The organism is Corallococcus sp. AB011P (assembly GCF_003611605.1).
In the GTDB taxonomy this organism is placed as follows: Bacteria; Myxococcota; Myxococcia; order Myxococcales; family Myxococcaceae; genus Corallococcus; species Corallococcus coralloides.
Window position 1 is genome coordinate 71,365 of record NZ_RAVX01000012.1, and the last position, 26,586, is coordinate 97,950.

Consider the following 26,586-nt stretch of genomic DNA (forward strand, 5'->3'; position numbering starts at 1 on the left):
CTTGGCCTGAATGAGTTCGACGGTGGCCCTGCACATCCTGTGTCGCGGGGCCCACTTCGAGGCGCTACGCGAGGCACCGGTGGAGGGCGGGAGCATTCCCCCCTTTGGCCGGGTGCCGGATCCCACCGTGGGCATCGGGGACCGCGACCCGCTCGCCCCACGCGCAGGCGAAGGAATCTCCTTCGAGTTGGAGCAACTCTTCGACCTCTTCTGGATGCTCGGCAACGAGCTGGGGGTGAAGAGCGTGCTGAAGCCAGGGCCTGGTACGCCGGCACAGAGGTTCTGAATGGTGTTCTATGCTGGCGCCAGTTCAGGGCAAGCACGTCGCGGAGACGGACCGCGGCGTGCCCCAACGGGTCGCTCCTGATGGCCCGGAGCTCAGTCGATGATGGGCCCCTGCCCGCCGCCGCAGCCCCGGTTCATCTCGCAGAAGTTGAGGGGGCCATAGCCGATGCAACACTCGTCGGCGCTGGTTCCACACGCGAGGCCACACTTCGGGCGGCAATCCGCGTTGCGGCTGCTCGCCGAAGGATAGACGCAGACCCCGTTGCCCCCATTGCAGAGGGAATAGGGCGCGGCCCCCACGTTACAGACGTTGATGGCGTCCTCCCGGGACGCGAGCTCGGCCGGCGAATCCACATCCGCCTCCGTGCCACCACAGCCCACCAGCAGGACCGCCGCGAACAATCCCTTGAGCATTTTTGACATGATTCCTCCATGAACCGCCGACACCGACGAGGCTCTCATCCTACGGGGCGTCCGCCTCAGCTCAAACCAGGAGTCCCAGGCCAAGGAGCGCCTCCGCGCCCCAAGCCCCTTCCCCACCGTGCCGCCCTCCTCTCCTGCCTGCTGCTCGCGGCGGCGTGTGGCCGGCGCGTGGAGTCCGACAGCACCGAAGCCGTGGGCTCCGCCACCGTCCGCCACGTGAGGACCTGCAAGTGGATGGACTGGGAGAACAACTCCTGCCGGGTGGACTCCGTGATGACGGCGGGCTCCCGGCGCATCGAGGGCGTCTATTTCACTTCGGCGAGCCCTCACGGGGAGCTGGCCCTCGTGAACGTGATGCAGGGGGACAGCCTGCTCGTCGACACGCGCTCTGGAGCGGTCCGCGCGACGCTGCCCGCCCAGACCAGCGTCAAGGAGTGGTGCGGCGACGCGGAGCTCGTCCTCTCCGGCCCCACCGGGGAGAGCGGGGACTCCCACCTGGAGCACGTGTGGATTGAACAGGGCACGGAGGTCCACCGCGCCACCGTCTACCGGGGCCCGCGCCACGTGCCCCGGGTCCTCTGCGGCCCCGAGCACACGGTGGCGCTCGTGCTCTCGACGCTCCACGACGGGCCGCCCATCGAGCTGCACCGCTGGAGCGCGGACCAGGGCCTCCAACGCGTGGAGACCTGGCCTGGAGACATCCAGGGAGGAGGTGCCTCCGACCTCGTCCTCTCCTGGACCGGCGCGGGCCGGCCGGACTGGTGCGCGCGCAGCCGCCCCTACTCCCTCAACACCTGCGTGCCACCCACCCGGCCCGCTGCCCCCTGATGCCTCCGCGCGCCGCTCCGGCCACCCGTTCTTCCTCAACGCCAGGATGCGGCGAGCTGGCGTGATGCCCTACGCCACTCTCTTGAGCTCGTTGGATTTCATCCAGGCCATGGCGAGATCCGCGATGGCGGATGCCCTGTCCGTGCCATTGATGATGGCGCGTGCACGGCGGAAGGCGTCGTGCAGATTGGCGTGGGACGCCGTGAGGTAGTCCGACAGCTTCTTCGAGGTGAACGCCCCCGTCTTCATCCCGTGCACCAGGATGAAGAGCGACACATCGGGCTGCAAGAGCAGCTCGGGGTGACGGACCAGGTCCAGACCGAGGATGTCACTGTACTTCTGGTAGTTGCTCTTCCACGTCAACTGCACGTAACCGCGCCCGTGATAGGGATGGTATTTCTTGCCCCTGAGGTACGCGTCGGCCTCCTTCTTGGTCATGTAGCTGGCCTCTTCGATGGGCTTGAAGGTGTCGCCCGTCTCGTGCTCCACCGTGGCGAGGACATAGGCAATCTGGGTCGGCAGCTTCACGCCCTGGCGGATGCACTCCTCCCGGATGGCCCGAACGGTCCCCCACTTGTCCGCCCCGTGGAACGAAGGCAGGGAGACCTTGGACGTGGCAGGGCGGACCGTGGAGGGAGCGGGCTGCCTGGCAACTGGAGCCACCACCTTGGGTTTGGGCTTGGGCTGCCCAGCCAGGCTCGCCACGGAAACCGTGGCCTTCACCAGGTCGGCCATCCATCGCGCTCGGTCCAGCCCCCGGCTGAACGTGACGGCGTTGCCGACGGTGCGGTAGCGAGTGCCACGTTTGGTGGGGTCGTCGCCTTCCAGCCGGCCATCCTTCATCGCGTGCAGCGTGAAGAACTTGCCACCAGCGGGATCACTGGCCTGGTAGTGATTGTTCGCGGTACGGCTGGTGATGAGAACCCAGTGATCCCCCCTGCCATCGTACTTGTCCTGGGACTTGCCACCGTTCCGCGTGTAGTAGTCCACATGGACGACCACGGGCCGGCCCGCGGCCAGCTCCCGGTCAATCTCCGGAGCCTTGAAACCCGTCAGGCGCTTGAGGTCCACCTCTGGCTTTGCGATCCGGCCCAACCTGTCCCAGTCGAGGATGTCTCCGCCTGAACCGAAGCCGTGGTTCTTGAGCAGGAACTGAGCCATGTCAGCCGGTGTATACAGTTGACCGGTGATGCCACTGACCGCCATGGTGACCGCGGTCATGGCGCAGCCAATCTGACGGACGTTCTTCCCGCTCTTGCTCGCGATGACGATGCCGCCCCAGGTTTCGTCCTTCCCCGTGGCGCTGTTGTACCCCTGGGCAAAGAGCGGGTATCCATCACGGCTGGGAAACTGACGCCCACTCCGGGTGAAGTACTTGCCCGCGACAGCCCCCGGAGTCGCGGCGGCCGGCGGATGGACCTGTGCCAGAGGTCGAGGCTTCGTCCCCGCGCTCGGGGTGCTGCTCGCGAATCGCGACTGCCCGCTCAGGAGCGCCTTCCACGTCAGGGGCCCCACGAGCCCGTCCGCCACCAGGCCATGTGCGCGTTGCCACTCGTGGACGGAGTCATCCGTGATGGGCCCGAAGAGACCATCCGCGCGGACCCCCAGCTTCGCCTGGAGCCATTTGACATCGCTGCCCGCGAGGCCCTCTTTCAGCGTTCGCGCCCCCAGGGTCATGCCGTCGCGGTAGGCCTCGACGGTGAGCGCCGTGGCGGGCCGGGCAGGCTGCGAGGGCTCTTGCTCAGGCTGAAGAGGGGGGGCAACGCTCTTGGTGCCCTCGACCTTCAACATCCGCGTGATGCCCCAGGACGTGGTCAAATCGTACAGTGTCTTCTTCTCACTCACGGAGACGTGAGCGTGCTTCGTGTGGCGGTTCTGCCCCGTGTAGCGCTGCGGGGCCCACGCAGCCACGTCACGCCTGGCATAGGAACGCCAGATCTTCTCGTTCCAGATGATGTACTTGATGCGGGGATCGCGGCGCTCGAGCAGTTGCGCCACGAAGTTGTCCATGTTCGCGCCGCCCGCGGGGTCGTGCGTGAAGTCACACGCGGTGACGATCCCCGTGGCGCCATCCTTCACCCAGGGGTTGTGATCACTCTCGCGAGCTGCATGGGCGGCATCGCCAATCCAGCCATCACACGACTTGCTGCGCGAGGGCGCACACCGGTTCAATTCGTTTCGCAGCTGGTCGAGCGAGTTCGCGATCCGATAGGTCACTGCAGTCCCCTCCCTTTTATTGCTGCATGACTTGCTTCGGGCCTTTCAAGCCCCCGCGCCGCGCTACGGCGTGGCGGGCGGCTCGAAGCGCTTCTCGTCGTAGCGTCCCGTCTTGGGGTTCCACGTATAGCGGGCGTCTAGCTGTCTGGACTTGCCCTCCGCTCCCAGGATGAAGGCGTCGATGCGCGACAGGTCCAGCGACGCATCCCATTCCACCTTCTCACCCTGGCTCGCGGCGCCCTCCAGCGACATGGCTTGCGCGAACCTGCCGCGCTCGTCCATGGGCACGACCTCGAAGGACACCATGGGGCAGGCACCGCAGGTCCCGGTCCCCAGGAGCGATTGGATTCCCTCGGTCACCAGCAGCAGGTGCAGTCCAGGGGGGCGCCGCGTATTGAGCACGGTTCGTGTGCCGCTGTATCGCGTGTCCAGCAGTGCCTTGTCGCGGCGGGACACCAGCCAGTGGCCCAGGCTCCCGGTGGGCTCCACCTGCGCGGGCACCGTCAAGACCTCGATGTCGTTGAGCGAGGCCTGGGGCTCCATCTTGGAGAGGTCGACGCTCACCACCTCCGGGCTCGGAAGCTCCGGCGAGTACTGATAACCCCTGGCGGGATTGAGCCAGACCTCGAACGTTCGCACGTCGGGTCCCGGCTGATAGGAGCTGCGCTCATTGGACTTCAAGGCCCGCTCGAACAACTCCGGCCAGGCGCCAAAGCGCAGTGGCTGGGCGAGCTTCACCGCCTGGAAGGTGCTGGAATCGCCGAAGCGCTGGCCCTTGACGGACGACAAGAATGTTTCGAGTTTGTTCTTGTTCTCGTCGTTATCGACCAGGCTCACCAGGACCTTGAGGTCGCGCAGCGGGGCCTCGGCCGAGCGGGGAAAGGCGCTCGCGGGAATGAGCGCCTCGAAGCGGTAGCCGCCTTCCATCAACTCGTAGCGAACGGGGCCCACCGTCCCCTTCTTGCCGAAATGCACCACCCCTCCAGACATCAGCCCGTACTGGGCGATGAAGGGGCGCACCAACTGCTTGCGGCGCTCCGTCTGCTTCTTCCACCAGGCGCGGCACGCCGCGGGGTCGCCCGAGGTCACGACCTCCGAATCATCGCAGGCGTCGACGGTCGCGAGCGGGTGCTCTCCAAACTGGTTGACGAAGGCGAGCGGCGGCATTTCGGGCTGGGGCAGGGCCAGCCACAGCTCCAGGTGGTCGTGGTGGATCTGCTCGGGCGTGGCGGACAGGAACACGCGGTCGTCGCGCACCTCGCCCGCCACGGCGAGTCCTTCAGGCCCCACCGCCACCCACAGCTGGGCGGAAAGATCCTGCGGCGATGTGACCTGCGAGGTTCCTGCCACCTGCTGCTCCCTCCCAAGGGACAGCGAAGGAGGCAACGCCTTCCACTCACCAAGCGCGCCGTCCACCTTGAAGCCCGCAGGGTGGCCCTCGTGCAGCCGCAGGCCTTGGGACGCGGAGTCCGCCATGGCGGGCGCGGCGGCCAGCAGGAACAGTGATATGGACGTATTGAGTAGAGTCATACAACAACCTCGCGGAATTCTTACTAGTATAACATCAAGACCCAATCCCTGGCCAGGCGCGGAGGCGCTTCCTGGGTAGAGGAAATCCATGTCTTCGAACCGCTGGTCTCGCATCTTGGTTGCCTTCACGGTTGCCCTGTCCGGATGCAAATCCAATCCACCCTCCACGGCGGATTCGAACGCACCCGCTCCCGCGCCCGCCAAGGCCTCCGCTCCCGCGCCCGCGAACAAGCCGGCGCTGGGTCCAGCCTTGTCGTACCTGGAATCCGTGGGGCCCCAGCGCTGTGCATGGGTGCGTCAACCTCTCCCCACGGGGGAGCCCCAGCGCTTCGCCTTTGACGCGGCGTGCGACGAGACAGGGTTGTCCTGGAACCCCGCGGCGACCGAGGGGCTCGCGTTCAGCGCCGCCATGGGCGAGCGCACCGCGCCCCTCGCCTGGCTCGTGGATTTCACGGCCAGGAGCATCAAGAAGCTGGATCTCTCCTCCCTGCCTGGCGGAGCGCCCGTTGAGGGCAAGGAGGGGCCGTCGCTGGTGCAACTGGGATTCGATACACAGGGCCGGCCCCAGGCGCTCATCGCGGACGTCTACGTTCAGCGCGCACCGGAGTCGGGCGAAGGGGGTGCGCGATTCCTGACCTTCGAAGGCCAGCGCTATCCGGTCGCGGCTGGGAGCTCCAACGGTGAGAACGCCCCGGGGCTCGCATTCGCCTACCGGATGGAGGGACCGGCGTGGAAGCGCGTCGAGACCAAGGTGAGCAGCTTCGGCTCACAGGATGCACCCGACGTCAGCGAGCTCGATGCCGCGAAGAAGATGCTTCAGCAGACGTTGTCGTCGTCCAGCGAGCTGCCAGGAAAGCCCGCGGACAAGGCCATGGCGCACACGTTGGAGACGACCCTGATCGAAGACCCGGCCGAGGAGGAGGCCTGGCGGACCTTGCCGACACCGGGAGCGGTCCTGCACTACCGGGTCGCGAAGGATCCCGAGGATGATTCAAGCTTCGCGAGCCTCCCCCTGCGCTGGGAACGCGACGGGGCGCTGGTGGCGCCCGAGCAACTGGCCGCTCAGCAGGGAGAGCGTCTGGTGCTTCAAGCGCGGGGCGCGATGGTGCTCATCGTGTCCCTGAACGAGACGGGCCGCACGGCACAGGTGTTCGACAGCCAGACGATGAAGAGTCTGGTGCGCGTCCAAGGCGTCGACGCTCCGACGCTTGTTCCGTGACGTAGGCCTGCGACGTCGAGGCAACTCCTTCACAACGGGCTCCAGCTCCGCGTCCTGGCTCCAACGCCTATCGGAGCGGGCGCTCAAAGCTCCAGAGGGAGAGGTCTTCGATGAGCCTGGTGAAACAGCAGGGCATCCTGAGCCCGGGTACGCAATACACCAAGGACGCGGACGTCATCATGACGGCGGCGGTCCTTGGGTGGGCATGGAGCCGTCTCACGAACGCGGACGCGAACAAGCGGCACGCGCGGGTCGACTTCGAGGTGGAGGACGGCCACAAGCTGACCGAGCAGGCGCTGCGGGAGAAGCCGGTGGACCCCACCCACCTCTCCGCCATCCAGAAGCTCAACCAGTTGCTGCAGGCGGCGGGGCTCAAGCCCGACCAGAAGGTGGAGCTGGGCACGACGCCCATCTGGACGACCGGTGGCCGCATCACCGGCGGCAGTGGCGACAAGAGCCCCAACGACCGCTACCGCTACAACCCGCCGCTGCCGGAAGGCTATGCCGACAAGCTGTTCCGGATGGCCACCAACCCGGCCACCGCGGACAGGCTGGGCTACCAGGGCCGCGGCGCTTATACGGGGTTCATCGATGGCCGGACGGATGGCCAGACCGGCCTGATGAGCACCTTCCGGCACAACGTGCCGTTCGACATCACCTACGGGCGGCGGTGGCATCCCCCGGAGGCGCTCGCGGACAAGCCCTGGGGGATGATCGGCTCCGCCGCCGAGCAGGACAACAGTGACCCGGCAAAGCCAGGGCTCAAGCAGCAGGGCATGCACTTCGAGGGCCCGGCGCCCCAGCGCGGCCATGACATCTGCGCGTACACGCACGGGATGATCCAGGCCATCTACGACGTGCATTTCCAACAGCTGGCCAACGACACCAGCCCGAACAAGAAGACGCCCTACAACCCCGGCACGCCGTATGAAATCGCCGTGGGCGAGAAGACCACGAAGCTCGCCTCCTGCTTCCCGTGCAGCATCTTCATGGAGGCCACCGGGCACCCGGCCTCCTCCACGCACCTGGGCCGCGGCGAATCCTGGAGCCCCCTGTACCCGCCCCCCAATTCCACCACCACGCAGCACAAGGCCTGGCAGGCGTGCAACGCGCAGTGGCAGGCCTACTGCAAGACCATCCTCGATGCCGGGCTCCAGTGCCTGAAGAAGGGCGCCGCCCAGGTGAACGCGGACTGGAGCGCCAGCGTGAACGCGCTCGAGGCCTTCCTCAACGGGCCGAACGGGGTGAACAAGACGCCGGCCACCGCGGCCCAGGCCTACGCCAACCTCATCCTCGACGCCGTGACGGTCCACGACCACGAGGTGAATCGCGTCAACCGGACCCTCAAGTAATCACACGCATGCGGTGGTTCCCGGCTCAAGGCCGGTGACTTCCGACAGGCCTCACGGGGCAGCCGCCCCGTGGGGCTTCTTTTATTTCCGCTGGGAATCACAGCCTCGCCGCCGGTGCCGTCCTGGCGGCATGATCCGAACGCACATCTCAGAGGCTTGTGAAGCAAGGGACCTGGCGCTGTTGGACGCGGTGCTCTTCGTCATCCGGACGAAGGAGCCCCTCACCCAGACGAAACAACGGGAGGCCTGGCGCGGCGTGCTGGGCGACCCGGAGGTCCTCGACCCGCGGCGCGAGTTGCTCGTGGAGCGCCTGGTCCGCCGGACCGGCGCCCCGCTGGAGGGCGACGCCCTCTTCGCGTCGCTGCGCGTGCGACTGCCGGACACCCCCAACCGCCTGCTGGCCTACGGACTGGCGCTGCGGGCCGCGACCGCGCACGGCGAACACCCGGGGCCGGTGCAGCCGCCGCTGGCCCGGCTGTGCCGCGAACTGGGACTGACCCCGGCCCAGGCGCGCGACATGCGCCTGGGCATCCTGGATGGCCTGTCCCCCGTCGCGCTGGCGGCGGAGCCCGAGCACCCGCGGCACGCCCGCGTACTGGAGCTGGTGCTGCTGGCGGCGGGGCTGGAGGCCCACCTGACGGAGGCGGAGACGCTGGCGCTGGACGCGTCACGGGAGGACGCGCCCTTCCTCCTGGAGCTGACCCGCCAGTTGCTGCGCCGCATCGCCTTCGGGTCCCAGGTGGCCTCGCCGCTGGAGGCGCTGTGCCAGCGGCTGACGGACATCGCGCTCGCGCCCGCGACCCTCGCGCAGCGCTGGGACACCCTGCGGCTGGCGTACTGCTTTTCGCACGCGGTGGGCCACGACCTGGGACAGCAGCTCCTGCTCGACCTGCTGCAGGAGCTGCTGCACCTGGGGACCGTGGAGGCGGCCCGCGCTACCGCTCGCGGATCCGCGCGTACCTGAGGATGTGCATGGGCGGGTACAGCCCCAGCGCGTGCGCGGCCGGCATGTTCACCTCGAAGGAGAAGCGGGACAGCGTCTCCACGGGCAGCTCCGCCGGTGAGCGGTGCTCACGCAATATCTGCGTGGCCTTGAAGCCCGCCAGGCCACCGACGTTGTAGAAGGGCGCCACCAGGCCCATCATGCCGCCCGCCTCCAGCTGCACCTCGATGGCGCAGAAGGTGGGCAGGCCCAGGCGGATCGCTTCGTCCATCAGCAGCTGGCTGTGCGGCGCGAAGAAGTTCACCGGAGGCAGGTACACCAGGTCCGGCCTCCGGGCCGCCAGCGCCTGCATCATCCCCGGCAGGCGCGCCGCGTCCGGCTTCCCGTCCTTGCCAAGCGGGTGCACCGCCACCAGTTCGATGCCCGCCTGCGCGGTGAGCTGCTTGAGCTTGTCGAACATGTTGCGCTGGGACGGCTCGGACGGGTTGTAGGCGACGCCCAGCCGCTTGAGCGGCATGAAGGACTGCATGGCCTTGAGCTGCACGGGCAGCGAGGCCACGTGGATGGCGCCGGTGAGGTTGCGCCCGGAGCCCTCCAGCCGCGTCACCAGCCCCGAGGCGATGGGGTCCGACACCATGGAGAAGACCACCGGGACGTCGGTGATGTGCCGCGCGGGGTCCACCTCGCCCAGCCGGCCCACGAGCCCCTCCGTCACCAGCGTGCTCTGGGCGTAGATGAGGTCCGGCCGCCGCGCGCGAATCTCCTGGATGACCGCCGGCAGCCGGTTCGCGTCGCCTTCGATGTTGCGGACGGTGAACTCCACCTCCAGCCCCGCGCTGAGCAGGTAGTCCCGGAAGCCCTGGTCCGCCTCCGCGCCGGTGCGGTGGATGACCATGAAGACGCGGTACGGCGCGGCGGAGGCGGAGGCCGCCGACAGCAGGACGAGCGCCGCGAGGAAGGCGCGGGCCGTCATCGCCCCGCCTCCGTCCGGGCGGACGCGCTCCGCCACATCCGGCCCTGCCGGTCCAGGCTGTGCCGCAGGATGTGCTCGATGACGTCCGCCTGCTGGAGCCCCGCGTCGCGCGCGGTGAACATCACCGCCGCGTGGCTGCCCAGGTTGCAGCCGATGTTGAACTCCAGGAGGAACAGCTCGCCGGTGTCGCGGTGCTGGCGGAAGTCGACGCGCAGGTAGTCGAAGTCCCGCACCGCGGCGCACAGCCGGAGCGCGTACGTCCGCAGGGTCTCCGCCAGCGGCCCCCGCGGCGCCATGCGGCGTTCACGCCCGCCGTCCAGCATCCGCTTCTGCCGGTGCGTGACGATGCCGTGCGGCAGCGAGGAGGTCTCCTCCGCGACGCCCAGCACGATGGGCTCCTCGCCGCCCAGCACCGGCACCGTCAGGTCCAGGCCGGGCACCAGCGCCTCCACGAGGCAGGCCTGGCCCAGGTCCTGGAACAGGCGCAGGCGCGCGTGCAGCCCGGCCTCCGTCTCCTGGACGCTGTCCTCGGAGATGCCCACGGACGCGGCGCCGAAGCGCGGCTTGATGATCCACGGCCCCCGGAAGTCCGGCGCGGGCGGCAGCTTCCCCTCCGCCGGGCACGTCACCCAGGGCGCAGTCGGGATGCCCAGCGAGCGCGCCATCAGCTTGGTGAGGTGCTTGTCCTCCGCCAGCGCGCGGATGTTGGGCGGCGCGCCCAGGTAGGGGACCTGCAACCATTCGCAGAACGCCGACGTGAAGACCTCCGAGTTGCGGACCGGCGCGCGGTTGAGCAGCGTGAAGACGTAGTTGGGTTCGCTGCGGATGTGGACCAGGTCCTCCAGCGAGCGGCACGGCGTGCACCGCAGCCCCAGCCCCGTCAGCGTGTGGAACAGCTCGTGGTTGTAACGCGGGAGCACGCCGTGCTCCGGGTGCAGCTCGGGCCAGGGGGCTCCGGGGTCCGGCGCGTACTGGGCGAGGAACAACACGTCCAGGTGCTCGCGCTGCGTGGGCGTCAGCTTCAACAGGTTCTGGGGGGTGGCGGTCATGGGGCTTTCGGTGTGGGAGTGGTGGGTGGAAGGGAACGCAGGAAGAGGTAGGCGGCGAGGCCCGCGGTGAGCGCGAGCATCCCGACGCCGATGACGTGGGTGCTGCGCACGAAGCCGCTGGCGCCCAGCAGCGCGGCGGCGAGCAGCGGGCCGACGAGGCTGCCCACGCGCTCGATCATCCGGAAGACGGACAGGAGCGAGTCCAGGCCGAACCCGGCGCACTCCTCGGCGAAGAGCGGCGGGATGCTGGCGAGCAGCGGCGTGGCCGCCAGCGCCTGTCCCAGGCCCACCAGCAGCACCGCGGCCAACAGCGGCCACGAGCCGCCGGCCGACGCGAACAGCAGCACGCCCAGCCCGGAGAGCCCGCCGCCCACGAGCATCATCCCCCGGTGCCAGCCGTGGCGGTCCGCCAGCAGCGACACCACCGGCGTGGCGAACACCGTGACGATGAAGTAGCCCATCATCAACCGGCCGATGGCCGCTTCCGTGAAGCCCATCTCATGCAGGCGCAGGGGCGTCAGGTAGAAGAGGAAGCCCGTCAGCACCAGGCGCGCCGGCATGGCCGCCAGCAGGATGAAGAGCAGCACGCGCCCGCGCTTGAGGATGCCCAGGTATGCGGAGGCCGCCGTCGGGCGGGCCCCCCCCTCCTCCCGCGCCCGGACAGGCCCCAGGTCCGGAGCCAGCAGCAGCACCAGCACCATGGCCAGGCCCACCAGCGCCGCGGCCACCCCGAACGTCGCCGAGTAGCCGATGCGGGCCGCGAGGATGCCGCCGATGGCGGTGCCACAGACGCTGGCCGCCGTGGACGCGCCCACGAACACGCCCATGCTCCGCGCGCCGTGGCTCTGTTTCGACGTGCGCGCCACGTGCAGGAGCGCCGTGGCCGTCACGATGCCGTAGCCGCCCGCGGTGACGACGCGCCAGAGGAAGAGCTCCGTGAGGCTGGATGCGAGGCCCGTCATGAACAGACCCAGGCCGGCGGGCACCATGCCCACCAGCATCGCCACGCGGCTGCTCCGGGTGTTGAGCAGGCGCCCCGCCAGCGGCGTGCACACCACCATCGCGGTGACCCACAGCGACATGGGCAGCGCCACCATGAAGCTCTCGGAGAAGTAGGGGCCGGGCTGGTACAGCCGCTTGACGAAGAGCGGCCAGAACGAGCGCGACAGCTCCGAGCCGAAGAGGAAGACGAACAGCGGCAGCCGCAGGTCGCTTGTCCCGGGCTCCTCCAGCGCGGTGGGGGCCTTCGGGTCTCCGAAGCGGAAGCGCTCGCCCAGCGTCGCCAGCTCCGGCGCCGCGCGTTCGTCCAGCGCCGCGTGGCGGCGGTTGAGGCCGCGCACCAGCCTGCCCGCGGCGGCCAGCGCCCGGGTGGCCTCATCGTGCAGCCGCACCCGGGCCTGCCGCGTGAAGTCCCCCGCGCCGCCCAGCTCCAGCAGGCGCCGCAACAGCCGCAGCGGCCGGATGACCAGCAGGCCCATCAGCGCCATGAGCACCTCCACGGTGACCAGCGCCGTCACGAACAGGGTGATGAGGATGTCGGTGTGGATCTCCTGGAGCCGCTGTTCGACGTACGTCGCGTCGATGCCCAGGTGCAGCTGGCCGATGACGCGTCCCCGCGACTCCACGGGGTGGACCAGGTCCAGGTCCCCGTCCAGGCGCGCCAGACCGCGCGCCTCCTCGAGCGCGTGGGCCTTGATCACCTTGTCGAAGAAGGACGCGGGCTTCGCCTTCAGCTCCCTGGACGCGTACAGCAGGTGGCCGTCTGGCGAGGCGAAGCCGATGTAGCGGATCTCCTCGTGGCCCAGGGCCGCGTCATCCAGGTAGGCATCCGCCGCGCCCAGCCGGTTCACCGGGATGCCCAGGTCCGCGGCGCGGTGGAACTGGAGCGCCACGGTCTGGGCCAGCGTCTCCGCCTTGGCGCGCAGGTCCGGCCGCAATGACTCCTCGAACAGGCGCGAGGCCTGGAGCGACGCCGCCACCAGCGTCGCCACGATGAGCAGCGTGGGCAGCAGGCTCACCTTCCAGATGCGGCCCCGGGACAGACTTCCGTCGTTCGTGGTGGGGCTCATGCCGGGCCCTCCAGAGAGCGCTCCGCGCGGGCCAGGGCCAGGGAGGCCTCCTGGTAGCTCGCGTCGAAGGCACGCAGCGCCTCGTCGGCCGGGGGCACGTGCGCCGGCCCGTCCATGTTCCGGAAGGCCTGCTCCATCGCCTGGAAGCGCTGGCCCAGCGGCCGGAGCAACATCCACATCAGGGCGCAGACGAGCGCGAAGCCGACGGCCAGCGGCCACAGCGCCTGGCGGGCGAAGGTGTGGAGGAAGGCGCTCGCGCGCGCATCCAGCGCCTTGCGGTCATAGGCGATGAGCACCAACCCCACGGGCTGGCTGAAGGGGTTGAGGATGGGCGCGCCCACCAGCAGGGCCTCGCGGTCCGAATGGCTCCAGGTGCCGCCGTGCGCGGCGGCGGCGGCCTCGAACCAGGCGGCCCGCTCCCGGGCGGAGCCGGGCAGATGGGTGGTGGCGTGCAGCCCGCTCTGGAACAGCACCGTGCCCCGGCGGTCGAGGATGGCGACGCCCCGGATGTCCGGGTCCATGCCGGACACGCGGGTGAGGATCTGCTGCGCGTCGCGGACGGCGGGCAGGGCCAGCCCCAGGTCGATGGCCGCCTCGGTGGAGGCCTTCGCGTCCAGTGCCAGCACGCGCAGCCGGGACTGCTGGAGCTCCCCGAGCGTCGTCTCGAACTTGGCGAAGTTGAGCAGGACGACCAGCGCGATGGAGAAGCACAGGATGGCCGCCGTCGCGGCCCCCAGCTTGAAGAACAGACTCATGGCCCCGGGCTCCCCTCTAGAAGAACCACTGGATGCGCATGAGGAGCTCGTCGTAGGGCGCGCGCCCCCCGGCGAAGACGTACCGGCTGGCGTTGAACATCCAGCGGGTGTTGGAGTTGAGGTACCAGTTGAGGCCGGCGGTCAGCTCCTGGAGGCGCTCCTCGGAAGGCCCGTCGTGGCCGGGCAGTCCCTCGAAGCGCAGCCGCGCGAAGCCGTAGCGCAGCCCCAGCTCCCAGGCGCCCGCGCCGTACCTGTCCGCGCCCGGATCAAACGGCCGCTCCGGCTCCACGCCCCGCTCCTGCTTCTTCTCGCCCGTCAGCACCCACGTGCCGGACGCGTAGAAGGCCTGGGAGCGCAGCCCCGCCAGGTGCACCCGCCGGTCCTCCCTGCCCAGGTCCGCGGCGGTGAGCCAGCCCTCGCGGGAGGGAGAGAAGAAGCGGGCGTACTCCACCTTCAGCGACGTGGGCCCCTGGAAGGAGACGAAGTCCGCGCCCAGGCGCCATTCAGGTGGAACGACGAACAGGCCCGTGGCGCCCGTGGCGTACGTCAGCTTGTACTGGGGCGCCGTCAGGAAGGAGAAGCCCGTGGCCAGCCGGCCGCGCGCCTCCTCCGGCAGGTTGTCGCCCAGGGCCTGGGTGGCGCTCACCGCGACGGAGACGCCCTCCGCGGGCACCACGGCGATACGGCCCGCCAGCATCTTCCCGCGGTCCTCGTCGCGCGCCTTGCTGCTCGCCTCGTTGAAGAGGCCCAGCCAGTACTCCACGCGGTTGCCGCCCAACTCTCCGTGGAGCGCCAGGCCCTGGTCGTACCGGGGCAGCACCAGGGAGAAGAGGAGGGATTGTTCGACGAAGTCCAGGAAGGTGGAGGAGGTCTCCAGCCACTCGTAACCGAAGGGGACCTTGAGCCGGCCCGCGCGCAGCCGCAGCCAGGGCGCGGCGCGCAACTCCAGCCACGCGTCCTGGTAGAGGGGCGTGTCACGCAGGCCCACGTCGGTGATGAGCCGCACGTCCGCGAAGGGCGCCAGCGTGCCGGACAGGTTGATGCGCGCGCGGCGGACAAGGAAGGTGCTCGCGAGCCCATCGTCGGTGGGCGTCAGCCGAAGGTCCGTCTGCAGGCCCATGCCCACGCGCAGCGTGGACCGGCCGTCGCGGCTCTGGAGGATGGTGGCCCCCGTGGGCGGCGGGGGCTCCGCGCGGGCCCGGGGGGCCAGCAGGATCATTGATACAAAAACAGACAACAAGACAAAGGCACGCAATTGGGGTGTGGGCATGCCCGTGGGACGGCGACATGGATGTCTTTGTGAACCGTTCACACCGGAGGGGCCAGGCCGTCCTTGGAGACAGGGCGCGGCGCATGAAGCCGCTCATTCGCGAGTGAACCATGTCTGTCCATTCCCTCCGGCACGGGCGCGGGTTGCGCCGGGCCCGGCTTGGCGCCCTCCTCCTGGTGCTGGCCGCCTCGCTCGGAGGGGTCGTCGCCCTGGGGCTGGGCGAGGCGTGGCGCGGGGACGCCCGCCTCCAGTTCGAGCGGCTCGCGGCGCAGGGCGCGATCATCCAGGGGCCGGTGGAGATGTTCCTGCGCGTGGGCATGGCGCTGGAGCAGTTCACCGGCTTCACCCAGCTGGCGCGCACGCTGCGCCAGACGGACCCCACGCTGGAGGCGGTCCGCGTCCTGGACGACCAGGGCCGGCTGCTCTTCTCCGAGCCCCCCGGCCCGGAGGTTCTCGCCCCCGCGGCCCGCCGCGTGCCCCCCCTGCCCCACCAGCGCTTCGCGGTGACGGAGGACGCGCGCTCCTTTCGCGTGTCGCTGCCGCTGTCGGACCGCTTCGGGGAGGTGGGCCGCTTGGAGCTGGTGATGTCCCGGGAGGCGGTGTCCCAGCGGGTGCTGCGGCGCTGCCAGCCCCTCTTCACGCTGCTGGGGGGAGGTCTGCTGTTCCTGGGGGCCTTCGTGGCGGGCGCGCAGCGGCTGTGGATGCGGCGTCCCCGGCGCTGGCTGGGCGCGGCGTTCTCCTTGAGCTTCCTGGGCCTGACGCTGGCCACGTCCCTGGCGCTGGCGGACCTCTATTCCGACGGGCTGCACCAGCGCACCAGCAGCCTGGCGCACTCGCTGGCGCGGCGGCTGAACGAGGCGGCGCGGCTGGGCCTGACGCTCTCCCACCTGCGTGGCCTGGACACCCTGCTGGAGGAGTACCAGCGCACCAACGCGGACCTGGGCTCGCTGGCGCTCATCGCGGATGAACGGGTGCTCGTCCAGGTGGACGCGGGCGCGGAGCGCACGGGGGACGAGCGCTTCGAATACACCATCGACCTGGAGCTCACGGAGGGCCCGTGGAACCTCCCCGTGCGTCTGGAGGTGGGCGCCGCGAAGGGCGCGCTCCAGGCGCGGCTCTGGCGCACGGCCCCTGGCTTCCTCTTCCTCTTCGCCGCCTCCAGCCTGTTGGGCCTGCTGGTGCTCGGAGCATTGGCGCCCCTGCCCCGGCGTAACTCCGGCTCGCGCGCCTTCGAGCAGCGGACGGTGGGCCGGCTCCAGCCCCTCGCCTTCCTCGGGGGCTTCCTGGAGGGGCTCCCCTTCGCCTTCCTCCCCGTCGCCGCGCAGGCCCTCCTCCCGGGCGGCGGCGCCGCGCTGCTCGCCGTCGCCTTCCAGGGGGCCTGCGCGCTCGCGTTCGTCCCCGCCGAGCGTTACGCGCGGCAGGGTCACCTCGGGCGCTGGCTCGTGGTGGCCCTGGGGGTGTCCACCGCGGCCTTCGTGTTGATGGCGTTCACCTCGGACCTGCGCGCGTGGCTGGTGCTGCGCGGGCTCTGCGGGTTCGGGTTGGGGGCGCTGGCCGCCGGGACGCGGGCGTATCTGCTCGCCGCGCTTCCCCCGGGACAGCCGCCCCGGCGCCTCGCGAGGCTCACCCTGGCCCGGGGTGGCGGCCTGCTCGCCGGCACGGTGCTGGGCGCGCTCGTGGCGGCCCACCTGGGCCCGTCCCCGGTGTTCCTGTTCGCGGCCCTCTGTGGCCTGGGCGCGCTCGCGTATTCGCGGCACTGGCTGCCCCCCCTGGAGGCGCGGAACCGGTCCGCCGCGCCTCGTGCCTTCCGGGCCTCCCTCACGCCTCCGCCCCAGCCTCCGGGGGCGTGGAGTCCGCGCGAGCACCGCCGGGCGCTGCTGTTCGTCGGGCTGCCGTCGTGGCTTTCGCGCGGGGGCGTGCTCGGGCTCGTGTTGCCCCTGTGGCTCGTGGGCGAGGGCAAGGACACGGACCGCATCGGGCAGCTGCTCGCGCTCGTCGCGCTGGGCGCGTTGCTTCCCCATGCCCTGCCGGCGCGCCTCGACGGGAGCCGGAGGCTGCTTCAGGGGGGCGTGCTGGGCACCGGGCTGTCACTGCTCGCGCTCGCGGCCTTCGGCTCGCTGGAGCCCGTACGCGCGCTGGCGCTCTGCCTGCTGGGAATGTCCCTGGGGCTCGTCCACGTCCCGCTCGACCACCACGTCGAAAGCCAGCCGGCGGAGGGCGCGCGCGGGAGCACCTGGGCCTCCATCACTCCGCTGCTCGGCGCGCTCGGGCAGTGCGTGGGGCCGCTCCTCGTCAGCGCCTTCTGGAGACCCCCGGAGGATCCGCTCCCGGTGCTCGGAGGGCTGGGCGTCGGGGTGCTGCTGCTGGGGGCCGCCCATTCCTGGATGACCCGGGCCCCGCCCGGTCGCGAGGTGCGCCATGCGTGACTGGCTGCTGGGCCTGCTGCTGCTGCTGTGCGTGTCCTGTCCGGTCCAGGCACAACCGGACGACATCTCCACCTGGGTGGCCCTGCCGCCGGAGACGCTTCGCGGCTGGCGGGTGGAGGCGACCGCGCAGCGGATCCTCATCACCCCTGAACAGCCCCCCACGCCCCAGCTCCAGGTGCGCGAGGTGCTGGTGTTGCTCACCGTGGCCCAGAGCAGCCTCAACTGGATCCTGGAGGGCATGCTGCCCGTGCTGCGCAATCAGCGCGTGCGGGTGGACCTCACGCTCTACAAGCTCGGCACGGGCCGCGAGGAGCAGGAGCGGATGCTCGCGCTGGCGGACTCCGGCCAGTTCGACCTCATCGTCGCCATGGGCTCGGACGCGACGCGCTTTCTCTACAACCGCTTCGGCAACCAGCCCACGCCGGTGGTGGCGCTGTGCAAGTCGCCGGAGCTGTGGCTGGGCTTCGAGGAAGGTGCTTCCCAGCAGGCCAAGCCGGACAACATGGCCTTTGTCTCGCTGTCGCTCTCCCCCGACGTGCAGCTGCACTACCTCCAGGAGCTGCTGGGCCCGTTGAAGGTGCTGACGGTGGTGTACGACCGCCGCAACCAGAGCACGGTGGAGGTGGAGGCGGAGGCCATGCGGCGGCTGTCCGCGCGGGACGGCTTCCAGTTGCTGGAGCTGGCCGTGGAGGGCAAGCGCGGCGCGGAGGAGACGCTCTCCGAACAGCTTCCGCGCATGGCCCGCGCGATGCGGCAGATAGACCCCGACGGCCGGCACAGCCTCTTCTGGGTCACCACCTCCTCCGCGGTGTACGACGAGCTGGAGCGCATCGACCGGTACTCCGAGGGCATTCCGGTGCTGGGCTCCGTGCGCGAGGCCGTGCGCGAGGGGAACTCCAGCGCGGTCATGTCCATTGGCGTGCCCTTCAAGAGCGCCGGCCAGCTGGGCGCGCGCTACATGCTGGAGGTGCTGGGCTCGCGCCTCCCGGCGTCGCGGCTGCCCATGGGGGTCATCTCCCCGCCGGACCTGGCCATCCACCTGCGGCGGGCGCGGCAGCTGGACATCAAGCTGCCCTTCCACTTCCTGGAGCAGGCCAGCTCCCTCTACGACCTGGATGGCCGGCTGGTGCGCCAGGACGGACAGCCCGCCGCGTCCGCCCCGGCGGCCTCGCCATGAGCGCTGGCGTCGCGAAGCCCGCGCCACTGGAGCTGCTGCTGGAGCTGGTGCGCGCGCAGGAGGCGGGCGACCCCTTCCACTTCCGGATGGAGCCGCAGGAGTACCTCCTGCGGCGCGCCCGGGGCAGCTACGCACGCGCGGCGCTCGACTGGGAGCCGGCGCTCCTGTCGGACCTCGCGGAGCTGGAGAAGCCCCAGCCGGACCGCAACGTGGTGCAGCGTCTGGGGGAACGGCTGCGCGCGTTCCTGGAAGGCGTGGGCTGGGACGCCCAGGCGAACGACATCGCCGCCGCCGTCCAGGTGGGGCGCCCGGTGCACCTCACCTTCCGCTTCGCCGCGGCGGAGCTCTTCGCGCTGCCCTGGGAGCTGCTCACGCTGGGCACCTCCGGGCGCACCGTGGCGGAGCTGCCCGGCGTTCTGATCCGCTACGAATGGCCCGCGTCCGGAGACCTGCCCGCGCCGGGCACCTCCCAGCAGGGCCGCGTCCTCTTCGCCTGGTCCGCCGCCGGAGGCCAGGTGCCGGCCCGGGCGCATCAGCAGGAGGTGAGCGGAGCCTGCCGGCAGGGCGCGTACCCGTTCGAGCCGGAGCGGGACGTCCTGCCACACGTCTCGCTGGCGTCGCTGGCGGAGGCGCTCAACCGGCCCGGTGAACCCGTGTCCGTGCTCCACCTGCTGTGCCACGGCGGCCGGCGCGGGCAGACGTATGGACTGCTCTGGGACGCGTCGTGGGAGGGCGGCGAACCGGAGCTGGTGGACGGCGCGACGCTGCGCCAGCTGCTCATGCCCCACGCGGCGACGTTGCGGCTGGTGGTGCTGTGCGCGTGCCAGAGTGGCGCGGGCGCGACGGACAACCACCTGGGCAGCGTGGCCCAGGCGCTCCATCGCGCGGGACTGCCCGCGGTGGTGGCCTCGCGCCTGCTGCTCTCCGTGCCGGGCTCCGTCGTGCTCACGCGCGCCCTCTACCGCGCGCTGCTGGTGAAGCCCGCATCGCTGGAGGAGGCGGTGGGGCACGCCCGGCGCCTGCTGGCGCTGGATACCACCGCGTTGGACCACGTCTCGCTCCAGCTCTACGCGCGCGCGGAGCACGGCGGAGACACGCGCCCGGTGGCGCTCCGGCCCTACCGGGGCCTCTTGCCCTTCCAGCAGGAGGACCGCCGCTTCTTCTTCGGCCGCGAGTCGCTCCAGCAGGAGCTGCTCCAGCGCGTCCACGAGGCGGTGGAGGGCCAGCGTCCCCGCTTCCAGGTGCTGGCCGGTGTCTCCGGCAGCGGCAAGTCCTCGCTCGCCCTCGCGGGCCTTCCCCAGGAGCTTCGGGCCGCGGACTGGGAGGTGCGGCTGCTCAAGCCCGGACAGGGCGCGGCGGAGGCGCTCCAGGAAGTGCGCCAGGCCCCACCGGAGCGCCGGCAGCTCTTGCTGGTGGACCCCTTCGAGGACCTCTTCACAGCGATGGAGTCCCCGGCGCGCCGCGACCTGGCCACCGCGCTGTGGAGCCTCGCGAAGGACCCTGAGCGCCGGGTGGTGGTGCTGGCCACGCTCCAGGTGGACTACCTGGGACGCTGCGGCGACCTGTTGGTGGACGCGGAGGGCACGCGCCTGGACGCGGCCGTGTATTCGGACGCCCACCGCCTCTTCGTCACGGAGCTCCAGGGTGATGCGCTGCGAGCGGCCATCGAGGGCCCCGCGCACAAGGTGGGGCTGCGCTTCGAGGCCGGGCTGGTGGACCGGCTCCTCCAGGAGGTGGGGCAGGAGCCCGGGTCGCTGCCGCTGCTCCAGTACGCGTTGGATCAACTCTGGGAGGAGCGCGAGGGGCAGCAGCTCACCCACCGCGCCTACGCGGCCCTGGGCGGCGTCGCGGGGGCGCTGAAGCGGGCGGCGAACCGGCTCTATGAATTGTTATCTCCGAGCGCGCAGGGGCAGGCGCGCCGGCTGCTGGTGGAGCTGGTGGACTTCCAGGGCGGGCCGTCGCACGGCAGGCGCCGGCGGGTGCGCTCGCAGCAGCTGCGCCCCACCCCACCGGAGCCCCGCGCCGACTTCGACCGGGTGCTGGGCGTGCTGCTCACCGCGCGGCTGCTGACCCGGGAAGAGGACGCGTCGGGCGTGGAGTGGTTGCAGCTGTCGCACGAGTCACTGCTGCGCACCTGGCCGGAGCTGGCGGAGTGGGCCCGCGCGGACCGCGAGCGCATCCAACACTTCCGCGAGCTGGAGTCCTGGGCCCAGGACTGGATCGCGCACCGGAGCGCTCCCGACGGCGGCGCGCCCTACCTCCTGTCCGGAAGCCGGCTGGGCTACGCGCAGGACATCCTGCGGCGCTACAGCGAGGAGCCGGGCGAGGACGTCCTCCAACTGCTGGACGCCAGCGTGGCCTCCGCCGAGGCCCAGGACGCGTCGGCGCGCCAGCGTCTGGTGCGGATGCTGGTGGCCGCGCTGGTGGTGGCGGGGGGGATGGCGGCGCTCGCGTGGAACGCGCGCCAGTTGGAGGCCCGGGCCTGGCGGGAGCGGCAGGAGGCGCGGCACTACGCCCAGCGCGCCCGGGACCTGGTGCTGCTGGACGTCGCCCGGAAGCTGCGGCGTGACAATCCCACGCTGGCCCTGCTCATGCTTCGCGAGGTCCAGGAGCCCGGCCGGCTCCGGGGCTGGGCCCAGGACGTGTCCGGGGTCCTCCAGGAGCCGCTGAGCCGCGCGGTGCTGCGCGGCCACGCCCAGGCCGTGGTCCACGTGGAGGTCAGCTCGGACGGGCAGCGCGTGGTGACGGCGTCGAAGGACGGCACCGCGCGGCTGTGGCGGACCAGTGGCGAAGGAGCGCCGGTGGTGCTCACGGGCCACGCGGGGCCCGTCTACCACGCCACCTTCAGCCCGGCGGGAGGGCAGCGCGTGCTCACCTCCTCGCACGACGGCACGGCGCGGCTGTGGAGCACGGCGGACGGCGTGTTGCTGCACACGTTCCGGCACCGCGGCGTCGTGCAATGGGGCGCCTTCAGCCCGGACGGCCAGCGCGTGGCCACGGCCTCGCGAGACGGGCTGGCGCGGCTGTGGCGGGTGGACGGCACCGGCGAGCCGCGCGAGGTGCGGCACCGGGGCGCCGTGCAGACCGTGGCCTTCAGCCCGGATGGGCGGTGGCTGCTGACGGCGTCGCTGGACGGCACCGCGCGCCTGACTCCCGTGGAGGGGACGGAAGGCCCGCGCGAGCTGCCCCACCCCGCCCCCGTCACCTCCGCCACGTTCGACCCGGAAGGCACCCACGTGCTGACGGTGGCCCGGGACGGCGTCGCGCGCGTCTGGCCCGTCAACGGCACCACCGCCCCCGTGGCGCTGAAGGGACACCAGGGCGAGGTGACCACCGCGCGCTTCAGCCCGGATGGGCACCAGGTGGTGACCGCGTCGGTGGACACCACCGCGCGCCTCTTCCGGGCCGACGGGCGAGGCGAGCCTCGCGTGCTGCGCGGCCACCAGGGCGCCGTGCGCCTGGCCACCTTCGGGGGACCGCTGGGCGAGTGGATCCTCACCGTCTCCTCGGATACCACCGCGCGGCTGTGGTCCGCGCGCGAGGACACGCCGCCCCGGCTGTTGCTCGGCCACCGGTCCACCCTGCTGTGGGGCGGCTTCGGTCCGGACGGCAAGCAGGTCGTCACCGCCTCCGTCGACGCCACCGCGCGGGTGTGGCGCCTGGACGCGCCCCAGGACTCGCTCCCGCTCCAGACGTCCGCGGGTTTCCTCTGGTCCGTGGCCTTCAGCCCGGACGGCACGCAGGTGGCCACGGCGTCGCAGGACGGGGCGGTGCGCCTCTGGTCGGAGGACGGCCGGGCCACGCACGTCCTCCGGGGCCATGCGCAGGACGTGCGCTCCGTGGCCTTCAGTCCGGATGGCCGGTGGCTGCTGACGGCCTCGCTGGACGGCACCGCGCGCCTGTGGCCGGCGGACGGAAGCACGGCGGGCCGGCGCGTGCTGGCGTCCCAGCGCGAGCCCTTCTTCGGCGCGGCCTTCAGCCCCGATGGCCAGCGCGTGGCGCTCGCATCCAGCCCGCGCGCCACCCGCATCGTGAGCGTGGATGGGACGCGGCCGCCCGTCGCGCTGGAGGGCCACGGCGACCAGGTCCGCTCCGTGGCCTTCAGCCCCGACGGCCAGCGCCTCATCACCGCATCTCAAGATGGCACCGCCCGCATCTGGAGCGCGGAGGGGCGCCTCACCGCCACGCTCTACAGCCACGACGACTGGGTCCTCTCCGCCGCCTTCCACCCGAAGGATCCCACCCAGGTGCTCACCTCCTCGCAGGACGGCACGGCGCGCCTCTGGACCGTGGAGAACGGCCGGGTGCGAGGCGTGCGCGCGCTCCTGCGCCATGACGCGCCGGTGCCCTGGGCCACCTGGAGCCCGGAGGGTAGCCGCGTCGTCACCGCGTGCGCGGACGGCCGTGCCCGCGTGTGGCTCACGGACGCGCCCGGCGAGCCGTACCTCATCCTCTCCGCGCACGAAGGCGAGGTGACCTCGGCCGTGTTCAGCCCCCGCGCGGAGGAGCCCCGGCTCGTCACCGGCTCCACGGACGGCAGCGCCCGGGTGTGGCGTCCGCGCGAGCCGCTCCCCATCGAGCGGCTCCAGGAGAAGCTCCAGGCGACCAGCTCCGCGTGCCTGACGCCCGGCGAGCGGCGCGGCCTGCTGGGCGACCTGCCCGCGAAGGCCCTGGAGGCCAACGCCGCGTGTGAGCAGCGGCATGGACGCCCACCACTCCCGGACGAGCCCTGAAGCCTTCCAGCGGCGCTCACAACTCCCAGCCACCCGGCGTCTTCCAGACACCCACGGCCCGGCCTCCGCCGGGGCCGGCAACCCGGGAGTCCGCCCGATGGCCCTCTTTGGCTTTGGTTCCAAGTCCCCCAAGTCCTCCAAATCCTCTCAGTCCGACGAAGCCTCCGAGCCGAAAGGCGAAACATTCCAGGCGCTGACGCTGGAGCAGCTGCGCTCGTTCCTGACCCGGCTGCCCAAGGCGCGCGCGCAAGAGGTGCTGCCGCACCTGAACGACGCCATGTCCGAGGCGGGCATCAACACCCCACGCCGCCAGGCCGCGTTCCTGGCGCAGCTGGCGCACGAGAGCGCCGAGTTCCGGTACTTCGAGGAGCTGGCGACCGGCCGCGCCTACGAGCGGCGCAAGGACCTGGGCAACGTCAAGCCGGGTGACGGCGCGCGCTACAAGGGCCGCGGGCCCATCCAAATCACCGGCCGCACCAACTACCGCGCCGCGGGCAAGGCGCTGGAGCTGGACCTGGAGGAGAACCCCGCCCGCGCGGCCGACCTGGACGTGGGCTTCCGCACCGCCGCCTGGTTCTGGAACAGCCGCGGCCTCAACAAGCACGCCGACAAGGGCGAGTTCGACGCCATCACCCGGCGCATCAACGGCGGCTACAACGGCAAGGCCTCGCGCGACACCTACTACCAGCGCGCGCTGCGGATGCTGGACAAGAAGTGACGCGCCCCCGGGCGCGTCCTGCCGCCCCCTGAAACACGAAGAGCCCGCGACCTGAAGAAGGCCGCGGGCTCCTTTGTCGTCATGGCGTCTACTTGCGCTTGGACGGAGTGGACGCGGGCTCCGTCGTCGCTTCCTCCTCCGTGGAGGTGCTGCCGTCGGAGGACTCGACGGTGCCGCCTGCCAGGTGCTTGCCTCCGGGACGGAACAGCATGCGCACCGTGAGCTTGCTGGAGTCCTTCTCGTTGAGGTCGTGCAGGCGCGTGTGTTCCTTCTTGGTGCCGCCGCCGAAGATGGAGAACCAGCGCTTGGGCTGCGGCTTGTCCTCGGGGATGTCGCTGTCCTGCTCCGTCATCTCGAACTCGAAGCTGGCGGAGACCTCCAGCTCCGCCACGGAGAAGGAGTAGTGCTTGCGCGCCGTCTCCTCCGCGATGTCCAGCGAGGACTGGACGGCCAGGATGAGGTCGTGGATGAGGACTTGCGCGTGGTCAGGCGTGGGATTGGGCTTTGCCATGGGATGGGATGGGCGGCGGAAGGGTGGAAGGCGAGCCGCCACCGCCGGTGCTCCAGAACGAAGCACCGGCGGCGACGGGTGTGTCTTGCTTCAGCGTGTTCTGCTCAGACAGACGGCGGGCTTCAGGCGCCGCCGCCGGTGCTGCCACCCTGGGCCGCGAGCAACGCCGCGGGCTTGATGGTGCACTTCACGGTGAGCCCCATGTGCTCCTTGTAGTCGAGCGTGAGCTTCTCCTTGATGCTCATGCGCCAGACGTTGAGGGCAACGTCCGTCTCGCTCTTGATCTCGAAGTCGCTCGTGAGGTTCACCTCGAAGTAGTACTCGGCGATCGTCATCGGATCCATGCCCGACGACATGAGGCGCTGCGCGGTGCGGGCGGCACCCGCGAAGGCGATGATGTAAGCGGACAGCTGGGCGGCGGACTGCATGGGAGTGCTCCTGGGATTGGGTTGACGGCGGACATGCCGGGCACTGCGTCCACAGGACGCCGCACGCCATTTGTGTGTGAATGCCAACGCCAGACATCCATGGCTCACACGGCCGCCACCCGGCGCGTCCTGCCGTCACGCGCACGACTTCCCGGGCGCGCACGCCAGGAGCCCTCCCAAAACATGAGCACGCAGAACGTCGAGCTGTTGTTGTCCCACGCCGATTCACACGAGCCGGTGGCCCCCGACGGCCTGCCCGCCGACGCCGCGGCGCGGGTCCCGCGCGACGACGACGCGCAGGGGCGCGAGGAGCGCCACTTGTGGGACGACGGCGAAGACCCCAACTCCCTGCCCGCGCAGCGCTGGGGGCTGGTCGCGCCGGAGGGGCCTGAAGGAGACCGGCTGCTCGCGCTGATGGAGCCCCTGCGCCGGCACCGGCAGGAGCAGCAGGACGGCCACCCGGTGCGCATCTACCGGGTGAGCCCGGAGCTGGCGGCGGAGGGGCGGAACCTGGAGGACTTCACCCGCTGGGTGCGCGTCGTGCTGGACGACGAAGCGGTGCCCGTGGCGGACCGGCCCCGCTACCTGCTCTTCCTGGGGGACTTCCACCAGGTGCCCTTCGAGCTGCAGCAGGCCGCGGCCCACGACGCCTACGTGGGGCGGCTGGCCTTCCGGCGCGACGAGGACTACGCGGCCTACGTGGACAAGGTGCTGCGCTGGGAGAACGCGCCCTCCGTCGAGCGCCAGCCCCGCTCGCTCTTCTTCACCGTCCACGACGGCACCGCCGCGACGCGAACGGGCTATCATTCGCTGGTGGCCCCGGCCATCGCGTCGGCCCGGCAGGCGCGGGAGCTGGGCCGATTCCCCGCGCGGGACGTGCTGGAGCTGGGCCTGCCGGGAGAGCCCGGCGCCAACGCACTGCTGGAGCAGGCCGCGCTCCAGGAAACCACCCTGCTCTTCTCCATGAGCCACGGCCTGGGCAGTCCCCGCGCGGGCTGGCGGAGCACCGACGCGAAGCTCGCGCTCCAGGGGGCGCTCAACCTGGGCGAAGGCCAGCACCTGGATGGCGCGGCGCTGGCCCAGCGGCCCTTCCTGCCCGGCGGCATCTGGTTCCTCTTCGCGTGCTTCGGCGCGGGCACGCCGTCGCGCAGCGCCTTCCATCACTGGCTGAAGCAGTTGCAGGCGGGAGGCCAGTTCAGCGGGAGACTGGAGTCGCTCACCGCGGCGCTGCCCCGGCCCGGGGAGCGACCCTTCGTCGCCGCGCTGCCGCAGTCCGCGCTGGCCAACCCCCAGGGACCGCTGGCGGTCATCGGCCACGTGGACCTGGCGTGGACGTATGGCTTCCAGGACCGCGACCACCGCCAGGGCAAGGTGTCCCGTTTCATGGAGCCGCTCCAGCAACTGGCGCGGGGCCGGCGCGTGGGCCTGGGCCTGAGTTGGCTGCTGCGCGGGGGCCACCAGGCCAACCTGGAGCTGACCACGCTGTATGACCAGGAGGAGGCGGCCCGGAGCGCCGGGAAGCCCTCCACGGTGGATCCGCTGCGGCGCTCGCACCTGTGGATGCTCCGGCAGGACCTGGGCGGCTACGTGCTGCTGGGCGACCCGGCCGTGCGTCTGCCATTGGCTCCGCGCTGACGGTTGGAAACAACAAAACCCCGGGCGGCGTGCAAGGCCCCCCGG

20 protein-coding genes are annotated in these 26,586 nt (G+C 71.0%); 10 read left to right on the forward strand and 10 right to left on the reverse strand.

The annotated features are described in order from the left end of the window. Positions 1–10: 10 nt before the first annotated feature. Positions 11–286, forward strand: a complete 276-nt coding sequence (locus D7X30_RS26520; protein ID WP_147443313.1) for a hypothetical protein — start codon at positions 11–13, stop codon at positions 284–286. A gap of 92 nt (positions 287–378) precedes the next feature. Here the strand turns inward: D7X30_RS26520 and D7X30_RS26525 are convergent, their stop codons facing one another. Then, positions 379–708 carry a hypothetical protein gene (locus D7X30_RS26525; protein WP_147443314.1) on the reverse strand — a complete coding sequence of 110 codons (330 nt, stop codon included), beginning with the start codon at positions 706–708 and terminating at the stop codon, positions 379–381. A gap of 168 nt (positions 709–876) precedes the next feature. On the opposite strand from D7X30_RS26525, the gene D7X30_RS26530 reads away from it, so the two are divergent. After that, on the forward strand, positions 877–1,536 hold the full coding sequence (locus tag D7X30_RS26530; protein WP_120565762.1) for a hypothetical protein: 660 nt from the start codon (positions 877–879) through the stop codon (positions 1,534–1,536). Positions 1,537–1,605: 69 nt separating this feature from the next. Here the strand turns inward: D7X30_RS26530 and D7X30_RS26535 are convergent, their stop codons facing one another. Both D7X30_RS26535 and D7X30_RS26540 read right to left on the reverse strand, forming a co-directional pair. After that, entirely contained in the window at positions 1,606–3,753 is a 2,148-nt protein-coding gene (locus D7X30_RS26535) for a peptidoglycan-binding protein (protein WP_147443315.1), read from the reverse strand. A gap of 63 nt (positions 3,754–3,816) precedes the next feature. Next, positions 3,817–5,283, reverse strand: coding sequence for a hypothetical protein (locus D7X30_RS26540; protein WP_120565764.1), 1,467 nt, complete (start codon positions 5,281–5,283; stop codon positions 3,817–3,819). A gap of 292 nt (positions 5,284–5,575) precedes the next feature. On the opposite strand from D7X30_RS26540, the gene D7X30_RS26545 reads away from it, so the two are divergent. The 3 genes from D7X30_RS26545 (at position 5,576) to D7X30_RS26555 (ending at position 8,818) form a co-directional block, all read left to right on the forward strand. Beyond that, positions 5,576–6,502: a hypothetical protein gene (locus D7X30_RS26545; protein ID WP_147443316.1), complete on the forward strand. Its 927-nt coding sequence runs from the start codon at positions 5,576–5,578 to the stop codon at positions 6,500–6,502. Between the two features lie 110 nt (positions 6,503–6,612). Continuing rightward, the gene (locus tag D7X30_RS26550; RefSeq protein WP_120565766.1) at positions 6,613–7,854 is read left to right on the forward strand and encodes a hypothetical protein; all 1,242 of its coding nucleotides are present in this window, start codon (positions 6,613–6,615) and stop codon (positions 7,852–7,854) included. A gap of 130 nt (positions 7,855–7,984) precedes the next feature. Further along, positions 7,985–8,818 (forward strand): hypothetical protein, encoded by an 834-nt coding sequence (locus D7X30_RS26555; RefSeq protein ID WP_147443317.1) that lies wholly within the window; start codon positions 7,985–7,987, stop codon positions 8,816–8,818. Here D7X30_RS26555 and D7X30_RS26560 read toward each other — a convergent pair. From D7X30_RS26560 to D7X30_RS26580, 5 genes are read right to left on the reverse strand one after another with little or no spacing between them, the layout of a single operon-like run. Next, entirely contained in the window at positions 8,790–9,770 is a 981-nt protein-coding gene (locus D7X30_RS26560; protein WP_147443318.1) for an ABC transporter substrate-binding protein, read from the reverse strand. The genes D7X30_RS26555 and D7X30_RS26560 overlap by 29 nt on opposite strands. Continuing rightward, positions 9,767–10,819 carry a hypothetical protein gene (locus D7X30_RS26565; RefSeq protein WP_120565769.1) on the reverse strand — a complete coding sequence of 351 codons (1,053 nt, stop codon included), beginning with the start codon at positions 10,817–10,819 and terminating at the stop codon, positions 9,767–9,769. The genes D7X30_RS26560 and D7X30_RS26565 overlap by 4 nt, the downstream gene beginning before the upstream one ends. Next, positions 10,816–12,888 (reverse strand): MFS transporter, encoded by a 2,073-nt coding sequence (locus D7X30_RS26570; RefSeq protein WP_120565770.1) that lies wholly within the window; start codon positions 12,886–12,888, stop codon positions 10,816–10,818. The genes D7X30_RS26565 and D7X30_RS26570 overlap by 4 nt, the downstream gene beginning before the upstream one ends. Continuing rightward, positions 12,885–13,643 carry a cache domain-containing protein gene (locus D7X30_RS26575; RefSeq protein ID WP_120565771.1) on the reverse strand — a complete coding sequence of 253 codons (759 nt, stop codon included), beginning with the start codon at positions 13,641–13,643 and terminating at the stop codon, positions 12,885–12,887. The genes D7X30_RS26570 and D7X30_RS26575 overlap by 4 nt, the downstream gene beginning before the upstream one ends. Positions 13,644–13,659: 16 nt before the next feature. After that, the gene (locus tag D7X30_RS26580; RefSeq protein WP_158619396.1) at positions 13,660–14,862 is read right to left on the reverse strand and encodes an OprO/OprP family phosphate-selective porin; all 1,203 of its coding nucleotides are present in this window, start codon (positions 14,860–14,862) and stop codon (positions 13,660–13,662) included. Between the two features lie 161 nt (positions 14,863–15,023). On the opposite strand from D7X30_RS26580, the gene D7X30_RS26585 reads away from it, so the two are divergent. The 4 genes from D7X30_RS26585 to D7X30_RS26600 all read left to right on the forward strand — a co-directional run bounded on the left by D7X30_RS26585 (position 15,024) and on the right by D7X30_RS26600 (position 23,967). Further along, complete coding sequence (locus D7X30_RS26585; protein ID WP_147443319.1) at positions 15,024–17,339, forward strand: MFS transporter; 2,316 nt, start codon at positions 15,024–15,026, stop codon at positions 17,337–17,339. Beyond that, on the forward strand, positions 17,332–18,516 hold the full coding sequence (locus tag D7X30_RS26590; protein WP_120565774.1) for an ABC transporter substrate-binding protein: 1,185 nt from the start codon (positions 17,332–17,334) through the stop codon (positions 18,514–18,516). The genes D7X30_RS26585 and D7X30_RS26590 overlap by 8 nt, the downstream gene beginning before the upstream one ends. Then, on the forward strand, positions 18,513–23,249 hold the full coding sequence (locus tag D7X30_RS26595; protein WP_120565775.1) for a CHAT domain-containing protein: 4,737 nt from the start codon (positions 18,513–18,515) through the stop codon (positions 23,247–23,249). The genes D7X30_RS26590 and D7X30_RS26595 overlap by 4 nt, the downstream gene beginning before the upstream one ends. 97 nt (positions 23,250–23,346) lie before the next feature. Then, the gene (locus D7X30_RS26600) at positions 23,347–23,967 is read left to right on the forward strand and encodes a glycoside hydrolase family 19 protein (RefSeq protein ID WP_233591794.1); all 621 of its coding nucleotides are present in this window, start codon (positions 23,347–23,349) and stop codon (positions 23,965–23,967) included. 88 nt (positions 23,968–24,055) lie between these two features. On the opposite strand, the gene D7X30_RS26605 is transcribed toward D7X30_RS26600, so the two are convergent. Both D7X30_RS26605 and D7X30_RS26610 read right to left on the reverse strand, forming a co-directional pair. Beyond that, positions 24,056–24,478 carry a hypothetical protein gene (locus D7X30_RS26605; protein ID WP_120565776.1) on the reverse strand — a complete coding sequence of 141 codons (423 nt, stop codon included), beginning with the start codon at positions 24,476–24,478 and terminating at the stop codon, positions 24,056–24,058. A gap of 122 nt (positions 24,479–24,600) precedes the next feature. Further along, a complete protein-coding gene (locus D7X30_RS26610) occupies positions 24,601–24,906 on the reverse strand; it encodes a hypothetical protein (RefSeq protein ID WP_120565777.1) in 306 nt (101 codons plus the stop codon). Positions 24,907–25,089: 183 nt separating this feature from the next. Here D7X30_RS26610 and D7X30_RS26615 point away from each other — a divergent pair, with 183 nt between their 5' ends. After that, a complete protein-coding gene (locus tag D7X30_RS26615) occupies positions 25,090–26,541 on the forward strand; it encodes a hypothetical protein (RefSeq protein ID WP_120565778.1) in 1,452 nt (483 codons plus the stop codon). The last annotated feature ends 45 nt before the right edge of the window (positions 26,542–26,586 follow it).